The sequence below is a fragment of the Mesorhizobium salmacidum (SeqCode) genome (assembly GCF_037179605.1).
GTDB lineage: Bacteria > Pseudomonadota > Alphaproteobacteria > Rhizobiales > Rhizobiaceae > Mesorhizobium > Mesorhizobium salmacidum.
This window is the reverse complement of record NZ_JAPYKS010000013.1, coordinates 176,184-186,856: the sequence shown is the minus strand read 5'-3', so window position 1 is coordinate 186,856 and position 10,673 is coordinate 176,184. Positions and strand designations below refer to the sequence as shown.

Sequence of the window (10,673 nt, the reverse complement as noted above, 5' to 3'; positions counted from 1 at the left end):
GTCGCGGACGCAAATCGCGCCCTGTTCGATGCCGGTCGCGGCGCCCAACTCGCGTCTCGGTATCGCTAACGCCAGTCCACAGGTTGCCGGCGTATCAGCCCTTCCTCAGTCTCATAGGCGGGTCCCCAGATCCGAGCATCCCATCGGGTGCTGACCCCGGCGAATGGCGATTCTCGGTCCGTTCTGTCCCATTTGCACCCGAGGCAGGTGTGACGTCCCGCGAGCCCACCGAAGCGGCCGGCGGCTGACAGGGTCTCAGCTTGCACCGTCAACAGCCGGGATCGCGGCGCAAAGCAGCCATGAACGTTTGGTACCCCGACGCACATTCCGAAGGTCCACATTTGACCGTTTGCTCTACTCGTCCATCATACGACCGATAAATCCGACGAGGGAGAGTGTACCCGCCGGTCTTGGGGGATCCCATGTCGACCCAACTTCCTTCGCCAATTCGCGCATCGACCCTGCCCATCCCGCAAGCTCGGCTGTGCGTTCAGGCGTCACCCGGCTGTCCAATGCCCATCCTTCGAAAACGTCCGCTAGGTGCACCATATGTCGATAGCCGAGTTCGCCGCGCACCTCCGGCCAGCGTACCTCGGAAGCTTCTTCGAAAATCCGGCGATGCTTGGCCTCTTCCATCTTGTTCAATGCGAGGAGGTTGTTCGCCGCTCGGCGAAGCTCGGTCCTCTTTTCATCGCTCAGGCCTTCCCCCGATGCAGCGCGGCTCTCGAGTTTTCGCGCCAGTGCAATCCTTTGCTGGGGAGTCATACGGGACATGGGTTTCTACTTTTGAAAATTCGATCTTACTTACCTTATGGACCGGATCCGGCTTGCCTCAAATTGAACCCGCGTTTGGATTCGCGCTTAATTGCTCCGAGAGAGCCGTACGGCATTCTCTGCAGGGTCAATCGACCACACCGCGGCCATTGCCGCCCATACCACGAAGCCGCTTGCGAAAGAGAATGCCGATATCAACGAGGTGTCGGCAACCAGCGGCACGATGCAGACGATGACCAGCCAACCCGCCATCGACTTTCCGAAGAAGGCCCAGTAGTGCAGCCAGAAGGTTCTCCGCTCATCAGCCTTCATCGTCGACACACCAACAGGACTGAGGCTGGCCGGCTTCTCAGCCCCTCGAAAAAAATCCATTTTTTGGATAATACGAAATTCGGATTACCGCAACGTCGAAGCGAAATTTGCTCGACGAGCGGATGGCCAAAACCCTGCATTCGGATCGCCATCGGCGACTTGCTGAACTGCTGACCGAGAGGCGAAAGCTGGCAGGATTGACGCAGGCAGCTGTCGCCAAGGCTCTCGATCGTCATCAGCCTTTCATTGCCAACATAGAAAATGGCGATCGTCGAATCGATCTCGTTGAATTCCTCGATCTAGCGAAGGTAATTGGGTTCGACCCGCACGAGGTCATGCGCCTGATCCAAGCGGTCGACCGGACAAAGCGGTGAGCACCACCGTGTAGCGCTACCGATCTTTCCTTGCCGCCGGCTTGCATCCGGTCAATCTACGTTCGGAACAAACGGGCAAGCTAACGGACTGCGCCTTTTTGAAGGTACTGGTTTGCGGCGGTCGGGCATTTACGGACGCCGCTTTGATCTATGCTGAACTTGATCGTCTTCATGCCCAGTTTCGCTTCGACACAGGCATCGAGGGAGACGCGCGGGGCGGACCGTATTGCGGCAAATGGGCGCGTGCGAGGCGTTGAACTGCTGGTATTTCCGGCCGACTGGAAGGGCCAAGGCAGACATGCCGCGCTGATCCGCAGCGAACGAATGCTGCGCGAGGGTAAGCCCGATCTGGTGGTCGGAATCCCTGGTGGTGGTGGAATGGCACACGTGCTCCCACGCTGAGAGCCTTGAAATCTCCGTTATTAGGCTGGCCTGATCTTAGAGGCGGCTATTTCTACGCCTGCCGGACAAACCCAGTCGTCTTGAGCAGCTTAGTTGGCCTATCTCCGGTGAACACGTTGCGGCCTACCACGGTGACCGGCCCGCAGTTTGTCGGTCGTCGCGGCAAAGGCACGTACGAAGCCCGCTCCAGAGCCACTCCGTAGACGTACAGTCGATCATTGGTCGCCTCTTCCCTAGGGCGCCAACTCGGGGGCCACACTCTTCATCCGTGTGCACAAAGGTTTGCGTTAGTGAACATCATTATTGACATGTGCATTATTCGTCCACTAAGTGATGTGCAGCAAATCTCTTAGAGGAAAGTGCACACATGATTGTCGGATATGCGCGTGTCAGCTCCGTTGGGCAGGACCACGAGACCCAGGTCGAGCGGCTGAAGGCTGCCGGTGCCGAGAAGGTCTACAGCGAGAAGCGTTCAGGGCTGGACGAAGAGCGAAAGGCCCTGGCGGACGCTTTAGGGTTTGTACGGGAGGGCGACGTGTTGGCTGTGACTAAGGTTGACCGACTGGCGCGGTCGGCGGCGCACCTTCACCAGATCGTCCAGGCGCTCGGTAAAAAGGGCGTGGGCTTCAAGGTGCTGGACGATGCGTCGCTCGACACCACCACGCGCACCGGCAAGCTGGTGTTTGGCATCCTCGCCAGTATTGCAGAGTTTGAGACCGCTCTACGCAAAGAGCGCCAGATGGAGGGCATCGCGAAGGCAAAGGCTAAGGCCGAGACCAAGGGAGAGCCGTGGAGCACGGGAAGGCCGGTGACGCTGGATCACGACCGCATTCGCAAGCTGAAGGCCGAAGGGCTGTCGGTCCGTAAGATCGCTAAAGAGGCAGGCTGCTCGCCCTCGGCGGTACAGAAGGTATTGTCGAATTAGAGAGGGGTGCGTCCAACTGTCCCTCTCTCGTACCCAACGGTGCCGGGCAACTGTCGCTAATCACCGTTGCGAGAAACCGTGCAAGCATGACCTGGCCAGAGCACGCAGGCCCGCCTGCTCCAAAGCACGTCCCCTGTCATATAGCCGTTCGAACATAGCTCGGTGCATTCCGCGTGGCTTGTCCGGAAAAGGGAGCATCATGTTGCCGGATCCCCCTAGCCGTTGGCGCAATTTTCGGGCCTTCGACAGAAATCGGAAACGTGGGTCTTCATACTGGGAACGATAGCCGAGGTTCAAACACAATCGGCAACTGAATCCCTCGCCAGCGTAAAGAACTGCGCAGCGTCGATCGCAGCGGGGGCAAATGAACCAACGGCGCTCGCCGCCGAAAGGTTGTTCCGTGATTTCAAGCGGGATGATCTCATGCACGCGCCGCAACTCCGGGGCGAATTCGCGGCGGTAGTAGGTAAGCTCCAGGAACTGTCCATTCATAAACGTTTCGATCGAAGCGCAAGCTCGGCCGCCGACGTTCCACACCAAACTACCGCGGCGCCCCGTCTCGAGCAGGCCGTTCTTGCGCAAGACCGAAATACGAAGATCGAGTAGGTCCTCGCACTTCTGGCGTGCTCCGTCTCCCCACCGATTTTCCGATCCTGCGCCGCCCATCACCCGCCTCCGATTTTCCCGAAACAATGTGGGAACTCGGAGCAAATCTGAGCCCTGTACACATTAAAAACCGTGACAAGGAGGCCGATGGGGAGCTCGTTTCAGAAGGAATTGCCGCCGTGCGCTATGGAGATTTGCTCGGCAGTGCCTTCTTCAGGCAACCAGCCGACCGAGGCAGAGATCGAAGAGCCCTTCATTCGGACAGAAGGATTGCAGAAGGGCTTGCAGACATTTCAGTTAGATCCAGCCAAATGCAGGGGTGCTAGCAAGCGTTCAGGCAATTGTTGAGGGCCGAAGCAGACTGTGCGGGATTGTGTTCAGACTTTCGAGGAGGTGATCGGCCAGCCAAGCAGCAGTACTTGACCTGCTTTTGTTGTGGTCGGCTAGTGCAGGCACTTCCCTAGCTTTTGGTGGCATCACGTGTCTGTCACTCGGTTCAGATCGGTTCAGCGGGCGCACTACCCCCTTTGCAGGGGGCAATGGGCTTTCAGTCGTTCTGTCACTTCGGACGAGTCGGACGAGAGACGCAGCATGTCTCCAGATTCCAGGTGTTGAGGCTATGCCAAATTGTCTGGGCGGATCGGGGTCAGCCGGTCGATCCTACTGATGCTACCTTACTGGCGGCGCGGTGCGCGCGGACATACAAACGCGCACCACGGTGTTTTTCACACTTCCGTGGGAGGGTGTTTTTGCCCAGCGGCCCGTGGGCGGTCATGTTCCCGCTTCGTGGCCTGTCGGAGGGCTTAATGCAGGTGCGCTAGGTGAATGACACCCATTCGAATTGGTTGAACCTGGTCACTCGAGCGAAACCTCGTTGGACGAAATGCACCCCAAGCGCGAGGCCGATGCCAGCCCGCGCCTTCGCATGGAGTTTGGGCTCGCCAGCAACGGCGGCTGTTCCGAGATCGAAGGCCGAGGCGCAACCGCGCTCCATCAGGAATTTTCGGGCCTGGAATTCACGAATATCACGGAGTCTCACGTAGCTCTCCTCTTCCAAAATGAAAGGCGCGGCTTGAGGCTCGGCCAGAGATAGCGCCGAGTTTCTCGTCTTGTTCGGCCCCGATGCCGGCGCCCGGACATCTACCGGATGAGAGCATCCGTCACCTGGCCTCCGAATGACTGTGCCGCGCCAAGAGTCGGCTCGGCCAGCATCATCTGCCGTCGAGGGCGCCGCATCTCGTCAGAGACCGCGACGGCAAAGCGATTGATCTCAACCCGGATCTCAGCGTCGGCCAAGCCCTGAACCTGTAGCCTGGCATAGAGCCGATTGCATTCCGTCTTCCAGAAACGCTCCGCACGTTCGCCCTGCCGGCGCTCTACGATGCGCGCAGTCTGCCGGATGAACAGGATCTCCCGATCGATCGGCAACGGAATCACGTCGGCCGTGGCAGGGACTCCGTATGTACAGAGGCGTATGCGCGGCAGGGACTGCGTATGTAAATCTGCGTCCGTACGTTTCATCATGTTGCTTCCTCAGAAGGTTTGTCGCGAGTACGAGGGGTCTCACCCCGGTTGGGGCCTTGACCCCAAACCCACCACGCTCGGCTACCCCCACACCGGCAGGCGCCAGCATGGCGATGTGGACGGGCCTCGGGCACGGCTCGCAGCGAGCGCAGAGCCAAGCGACGGCCAGAGGACGGTCTAGGTCACGCCTGGGGGCCAAGACATCGCGCGCGCCGCATCCTTCGCAGGGCAACGGCTCGATGAACCCGCAGTTTATGCCTAATTTCAGGCACTTTCGTGCCCAGCGTTCCACTGCACGGAGATCTGTCGATGTTGTCGATTTTGTGCCGGCGATGTCTTGTCCAGTCGTGATGGTCGCGATCGCATCAAACGCTTTCATGCCGCCTTCGCGGCAGCACGCGCGCGCTCCCAAGCAACCAGATCGGTTTCGAGAAAGTAGCGCCTGCGGTTGACGGTCATTGGTCTAGGAAACGCCAATGCGTCATCCGCCAGCCAGCGCCACAGTGTCATGTCTGTGATGTGATAGCGGGCCAGCACTTGCTTGGCCGTGAGGTAGGAATTGTCCATTATGGTTAGGCCCTGTTTTGCTACAGTGCCTAACTATCTATTGACCACTCGCGCCTTCGTCACCGTGGATTTTCCCAGTCAACGGGAGGCTCTTCGGAGTCCACACCGAACTCGGCTCGCTTCTCTTTTCGCCTGCGGTCTTGCTCGTCTTCGGCTTCAATGGCTGGCCGGAGGTGGCGGGATATCAATTGGAGGACAGTTTTAGGCGCTGGTCGCTGGTCGCCTAGGGCTATCGAAAGGCAATAGTCGACGAAGCGGAACAGAGGATTGGTTGGGTTCGGATCGCGGCGTGGTAATCCGAGTGTCTCGTCAACCACGTCGTGCCACACTTGGCAGAAATCGAAGATCATCTCCTGCAAATTAACCGGTAGACGAGATGTCGTCATCGGCGGCGAACTCCAATGTTGCTTCCACCGAGCCCTGTCCCACGCCATGAGATCACCGAGCTCGGCATCGATCTGGCGCCGGACCTCCCACAAGCTGCGCACCTTCCAGTTATTTTCGCGATCGAAATGCCCATAGGGTTCCGGATCGTCCGAGTTCGGCCCTTCGCCTTGAAGCCAAGCATACGCGCCTGCTTCATCGGTGAATGGGGCAAATTCCTGATCGCGAAAGGACCACGCCTTCACCAACACCGCCGCCAGCGCCCGATCGAGATGCTCTAGAGCGCGGGATAACCGGGAACTCTCCTCGTCGTAAAATTCCCCCCAGCCATCGTGGTAACGGACGATAGCCAGACCAACTAGATCGACCAAGCGGTCCTGTGCTGGCTGATCCAGCTTTCGGACGGAAGTCGTGTGTGAGAGAAGTTCAGAACGGTCTAGAGCCGCGGTCATTTTGTGACCGCCTTCATCTGGACGACGTTGGTGGCTGGATGATCGTTGAAAAGTGCGAGAAGATAATCAGCCCAGGCATTCATTGCCCGTCGCTTTTCATCCTTGAACTCGTGCCGCTGATATACCCCGACGATGCCGGCGAAAGTGCCCGACACATGATTGAGCAGCTTCTCGATCACCGGCAAGTTTATGTTGAGGCCAGCAAGCCGCGACGCCACCGTCCGGCGCAAATCGTGCAGCGTCCAATGCGGGATGGCTTTGACCGCCTCTTGGTCTTCCCCACGCTCCTGCGCATCGCTGCGCATTATCTCGAGCATCTTCGCATCCAGCCGGTCCTTCGATCGGCTGTAGCCCGTGACATGGGTGTCGCCGGTCGTGGTGAAGACGAAGCCTTTCTTGCCGATTTTGGGTAAGCCTTCGATGATCTCAGTGGCCATCGTCGAGAGAGGCACGGTGTGCTCGATGCCATTCTTGACGCGCCCACCTGGCAATGTCCAAACGGCGTCGGCGCCCAAGGCAATTTCCTTCCGGGTCATGCCCGACACTTCTTCCCGACGTTGCCCTGTCACGAGTAGAAGGCGGAACATGGGGCCGAATGGGTAATCGAGGGCGCCGGTTGCCTTCCAGAAAAGCCGCAGCTCGTCATCGGAAAGGGTCCGTTCCCGAGATTTCTCGGCCGTCGGCATCTTCACGCCGGCACAAGGCGAGGCGGTGATCACGTCCCGATCGACCAGCCAAGAGAAGAATTTGCGCAAGGAAGCAAACACCCGGTTCGCTGTCACCGGTGAGCCGCGGTCGATGATGCCGTCCAGAAGGTCCAGCACCTGCCGCTTCGTGATATCCTTCGCCCGGAGATCTCCGAAGACCGGATTGATCTCCACTTTGAACTGACGTTCGACCTCTGCCCATGAACGATTGCGCGGTTTCGCATAGCGATCGATGAACGATTCACCGAGCACCTTCACCGTATCCTTGTCGCCGGCAACGGCCTGGAGCGCCTTCGAAACCTTCTTCGCCTGCGACGGGTCCTTGCCTTCCGCAATAGCCTGGAGCGCAGTCCTGGCCGCGCTGCGCGCCTCTACCAGCGTCATGGCCGCCCCAAGCGGCAACTCGCCTCCTGCAGGCTCCGAGCGTTCGGTCAGGACAGGCCCGATGGTCAGCTTCTTCGGGCTGCCGGCAAAACGATATCGGAGTGCCCACGATTTTACGCCACTCGGTTGGATGACCAGATAGAGCCCCGGTAGCGCGGCATCCGGGCGTTCAATCCGCTTGTCCGGGTCAGGCTTCGCAGACTTCACAGCCTCCGCGGTCAGCACCTTGGCTGTCGCCATCGCTCTTTGCCTCTCAAGGGTAACAGAGGGTAACGCATATCGGCTGTTAGGATGCGTTACCCCGAGATACCAACTTTAGGCAAACATACCGAACACATCCTTGTGTTACAAGGGGTAGGCGATGCAGAGATGTTTTGATGCGTTAGGGCGCGTGGGGCCGGGAAATATGACTGGGGGTCAAGGGGTCGTCGGTTCGAATCCGGCCACTCCGACCATTTTAAAGCAGGACTTGCCCCCAAAAGTCCGCCTCTGCCGCATCCCCTCATTCTCGAACTGCCCATTCTGCGCGGCTCAGCTCTGGATTGGATCCGGCGCTAGGCCTGGCACACATCCACCCACTCGGCGCCGGTAAGCTCAACCATGCGCTGTGGCGCAATGCGCACCGCCGCGTTGGTGGCGCCGGCGGCGGGTACGACCTCAGCGAATTCGCGCAGCGAGACGTCGCAATAGACCGGCAGCGGCGCCGGCAGGCCGAACGGGCAGACACCGCCCACCGGATGGCTCGTGGCCGCGACAACCTCTTGTGCGTCCAGCATGCGTGGCTTGCCGCCGAACTGGTCCTTGAACTTGCGATTGTCCAGCCTGGCGATGCCGCTGGTCACGATCAGCATGGTGCGCTCGCCGACGCGAAGGCAGATCGTTTTGGCGATCTGCGCCGGCAGGACGCCATGCGCTTCCGCCGCCATCGTCACCGTCGCCGAACTCGATTGCGTGACAATGACCTCGATATCAGGCGCGTGAGCCGCGAAGAAAGCACCAACGGAGTCCAGACTCATATCGAAAAACTCACGGTTCAGACCCGATGCAAGGCAGATGCGATCGGCGCGAATTTGGATGCCGAACGTATAAACACGCGTGACTTGCAAATCGGCAAGCCCGGCCTGCCGGAGAACGCCATGGCGTCAACAAGAAACCCGCCAAGCAGGCCTTGGCGGGTTTCTTGCGCATGCCGGTCGCCGATCTATGCCTGAGGCCGGCCTTGTGCGGCCAGCGTCGGTGCGGCGGAAGCAAGGGAAGCGTCCTGGGGCAAACGAAGCGCGGACGCGATACGACGCAGCTTCGCCGGGTCGGCCGCCCGGCCGCTCTCGATGTCCTCTATCTCGTCGACCGAGAGGCCGCAGGTCAGCGAAAGCGCTTCGAGGCTGTATCCGCGCGTTTCCCGCATTGCCCTGAGGGTGTTGTAATCTGGCCCGATCTCGTTTGCTAATGGTTCGGAGAGGGCGTGGCTTTTTGCATTTTTGGGCATTGGCAACTCCGTTGGCTGAAAGCGTTTGATCAAAATGGGATGTTGCCTGAGACGAGCAGGAAGATGCCCTCTCGCCGGCGATTTGCCAAGCGCTGCCTAGCCCTGTCCCGATCAAGTTGTTTTGAACGCCCGAGCGGCTTTTGCCCGGCAGTTTCGCCCCACCCGTTCGTTATCTCGATGTCGCTGGCGTGAAACCATCCCTTTCCAGCCAGTCTTTCCCAAAAGGACACCCCATGAACCTCAAGACACCCCTCCTCGTGCTTGGCACGATTTCGATGCTTTCCGGCGTCGCTGTGCCCAGCGCGCAGGCCGCGGACACATTGCGCGTGCGCGGCACCGTGGTCAGCTTCGAGCCGTCGCTGCTGACCGTGAAAACTCGTCAGGGCGATACTTCCGTCATCAAACTGAAAGACGGCTGGAAGCTTTCAGGCGTCGCAAGCGCATCGGTAAAGGACATCAAGCAGGGCGATTTCCTCGGCATCGCCTCTGTCTCCAAGGCTGACGGCGGCAGCGGCGCGCTCGAAGTGGTGGTCTTTCCCGCGGCCTTGAAAGGCATTGGCGAGGGTGACCGCCCCTGGGACCTGGAGCCGAACAGCCGCATGACCAACGGAACCGTCGCCGACGTCACCGACATAAACGGGCGGGCTGTGACGCTAACCTACGACAATGGGCGGACGAAAAATATCTCCATACCCCACGGCACGCCTGTCGTGACCTTCGCGCCGGCCGCGCCGACCGATCTCAAGCCAAGCGCGACCGTCTTCGTTACCGCGCAGCGCGTGGCTGACGGCACGCTTAGCGCCAGCCGCGTCGTGGTGGGCAACAATGGTGTGATCCCGCCGATGTAGGCTAAAACAGCCGGCTTTCGGCCCTGGCGATTATGGAGCAGGAAGCCAGTTTCCTCGGAAACAGTTCAGAAAGAAGATTCTACAATCGGGAAATACTGAGGAAAAAATTCAGGAGCGTAATTCCATTCGCGGCGGTCGGGATATTGGCCCGATTGATACCTGCCTGCGAAAAAAGGAAACGATCCAATGAAGAAGTCCCTCCTCTCGGCCCTCGGGCTTGCAGCAGCAATCGCTTTCGCGGTGCCGGTGGTCGGCGCGACGAGCGCGGACGCGGCCCCAATGGCAAAGCATCATCACCATCGTCACCACTACCATCATCGCTATCACCATCATCATCATCACCACATGAAGACGATGGGCAACAAGGCCTAAGCAGACCGCCAACGAGAAGACCGGCCTTGGTTTCTTGTTCAAGGCTGGTCTTCTCCTGGTCAGCAATGCCAAGCCGGACGACCGGTACTCGAACTGTCGCCGGATAGCAGCGCCAGTCCAGCTAGCGACAACAAGGGAATGGTGGCCGTGGATAGGCGAGTTCCCCTTGTGCCGGGTAGCAGTCAGCGCCTGCTGAACAGCAGGCTGGCGGCCAGGCCGAGCACGACAAGGCCGACCGCGACGGCGGCCGCCGGATGGTCGCGTGCCGATTTCTCGATCACCCTGCCCTGTTTGCGGATTGCCGGCATGGCATCGCGCAGGCGCTCCGCAAGATCCGAATACGTATCAAGAGCAGCATCACGGCCGTCTTCATAATAGGCGCCACCCCGCTTTGACACTGCCTTGCGCAACGCCGCGAGTTCCCTCGAGAGAGCCGCGACTTGCTTTTCGAGGTCGATGTCCGACAGGGTTGAATATGATGCCATCATGCGTTTCCTTGTCTTGCAGAAGGAAACGTAACGCCTCACCCGACCGCCGGTTCCGGTTTTCGAGGCGT

At 59.5% G+C, this 10,673-nt stretch carries 16 protein-coding genes; 5 read left to right on the top strand and 11 right to left on the bottom strand.

Going from position 1 to position 10,673, the window contains the following annotated elements; all coding sequences use genetic code 11:
• Positions 1-354: 354 nt before the first annotated feature.
• Both O7A60_RS19120 and O7A60_RS19115 read right to left on the bottom strand, forming a co-directional pair.
• Positions 355-774, bottom strand: coding sequence for a hypothetical protein (locus O7A60_RS19120; protein ID WP_337107558.1), 420 nt, complete (start codon positions 772-774; stop codon positions 355-357).
• Between the two features lie 87 nt (positions 775-861).
• Positions 862-1,086 carry a hypothetical protein gene (locus O7A60_RS19115; RefSeq protein ID WP_337107557.1) on the bottom strand — a complete coding sequence of 75 codons (225 nt, stop codon included), beginning with the start codon at positions 1,084-1,086 and terminating at the stop codon, positions 862-864.
• A 122-nt stretch (positions 1,087-1,208) separates the two neighbouring features.
• On the opposite strand from O7A60_RS19115, the gene O7A60_RS19110 reads away from it, so the two are divergent.
• The 3 genes from O7A60_RS19110 to O7A60_RS19105 all read left to right on the top strand — a co-directional run bounded on the left by O7A60_RS19110 (position 1,209) and on the right by O7A60_RS19105 (position 2,787).
• A complete protein-coding gene (locus tag O7A60_RS19110) occupies positions 1,209-1,460 on the top strand; it encodes a helix-turn-helix domain-containing protein (RefSeq protein WP_337107556.1) in 252 nt (83 codons plus the stop codon).
• Positions 1,461-1,501: 41 nt separating this feature from the next.
• Positions 1,502-1,717, top strand: coding sequence for an SLOG family protein (locus O7A60_RS31975; protein ID WP_415926836.1), 216 nt, complete (start codon positions 1,502-1,504; stop codon positions 1,715-1,717).
• 512 nt (positions 1,718-2,229) lie between these two features.
• Positions 2,230-2,787: a recombinase family protein gene (locus tag O7A60_RS19105; RefSeq protein ID WP_337107555.1), complete on the top strand. Its 558-nt coding sequence runs from the start codon at positions 2,230-2,232 to the stop codon at positions 2,785-2,787.
• Positions 2,788-2,847: 60 nt separating this feature from the next.
• On the opposite strand, the gene O7A60_RS19100 is transcribed toward O7A60_RS19105, so the two are convergent.
• The 8 genes from O7A60_RS19100 to O7A60_RS19065 form a co-directional block, all read right to left on the bottom strand.
• A complete protein-coding gene (locus O7A60_RS19100; RefSeq protein ID WP_337107554.1) occupies positions 2,848-3,453 on the bottom strand; it encodes a hypothetical protein in 606 nt (201 codons plus the stop codon).
• Positions 3,454-4,210: 757 nt separating this feature from the next.
• Entirely contained in the window at positions 4,211-4,432 is a 222-nt protein-coding gene (locus O7A60_RS19095) for a hypothetical protein (protein ID WP_337107553.1), read from the bottom strand.
• A 101-nt stretch (positions 4,433-4,533) separates the two neighbouring features.
• Positions 4,534-4,914 carry a DUF6074 family protein gene (locus O7A60_RS19090; RefSeq protein WP_337107552.1) on the bottom strand — a complete coding sequence of 127 codons (381 nt, stop codon included), beginning with the start codon at positions 4,912-4,914 and terminating at the stop codon, positions 4,534-4,536.
• Positions 4,915-5,292: 378 nt separating this feature from the next.
• Positions 5,293-5,484 (bottom strand): helix-turn-helix transcriptional regulator, encoded by a 192-nt coding sequence (locus tag O7A60_RS19085; RefSeq protein ID WP_337107551.1) that lies wholly within the window; start codon positions 5,482-5,484, stop codon positions 5,293-5,295.
• Between the two features lie 59 nt (positions 5,485-5,543).
• Positions 5,544-6,320 (bottom strand): hypothetical protein, encoded by a 777-nt coding sequence (locus tag O7A60_RS19080; protein WP_337107550.1) that lies wholly within the window; start codon positions 6,318-6,320, stop codon positions 5,544-5,546.
• The gene (locus tag O7A60_RS19075) at positions 6,317-7,651 is read right to left on the bottom strand and encodes a tyrosine-type recombinase/integrase (RefSeq protein WP_337107549.1); all 1,335 of its coding nucleotides are present in this window, start codon (positions 7,649-7,651) and stop codon (positions 6,317-6,319) included. The genes O7A60_RS19080 and O7A60_RS19075 overlap by 4 nt, the downstream gene beginning before the upstream one ends.
• A 314-nt stretch (positions 7,652-7,965) precedes the next feature.
• Positions 7,966-8,427, bottom strand: coding sequence for a YbaK/EbsC family protein (locus O7A60_RS19070; protein WP_027143598.1), 462 nt, complete (start codon positions 8,425-8,427; stop codon positions 7,966-7,968).
• Positions 8,428-8,612: 185 nt separating this feature from the next.
• Positions 8,613-8,897, bottom strand: coding sequence for a helix-turn-helix domain-containing protein (locus O7A60_RS19065; RefSeq protein WP_140506483.1), 285 nt, complete (start codon positions 8,895-8,897; stop codon positions 8,613-8,615).
• Between the two features lie 233 nt (positions 8,898-9,130).
• Here O7A60_RS19065 and O7A60_RS19060 point away from each other — a divergent pair, with 233 nt between their 5' ends.
• Both O7A60_RS19060 and O7A60_RS19055 read left to right on the top strand, forming a co-directional pair.
• Complete coding sequence (locus O7A60_RS19060) at positions 9,131-9,745, top strand: hypothetical protein (RefSeq protein ID WP_337107548.1); 615 nt, start codon at positions 9,131-9,133, stop codon at positions 9,743-9,745.
• A gap of 186 nt (positions 9,746-9,931) precedes the next feature.
• The gene (locus O7A60_RS19055) at positions 9,932-10,117 is read left to right on the top strand and encodes a hypothetical protein (protein WP_337107547.1); all 186 of its coding nucleotides are present in this window, start codon (positions 9,932-9,934) and stop codon (positions 10,115-10,117) included.
• A gap of 182 nt (positions 10,118-10,299) precedes the next feature.
• On the opposite strand, the gene O7A60_RS19050 is transcribed toward O7A60_RS19055, so the two are convergent.
• Positions 10,300-10,602, bottom strand: coding sequence for a hypothetical protein (locus O7A60_RS19050; protein WP_027143594.1), 303 nt, complete (start codon positions 10,600-10,602; stop codon positions 10,300-10,302).
• Between the last annotated feature and the right edge of the window lie 71 nt (positions 10,603-10,673).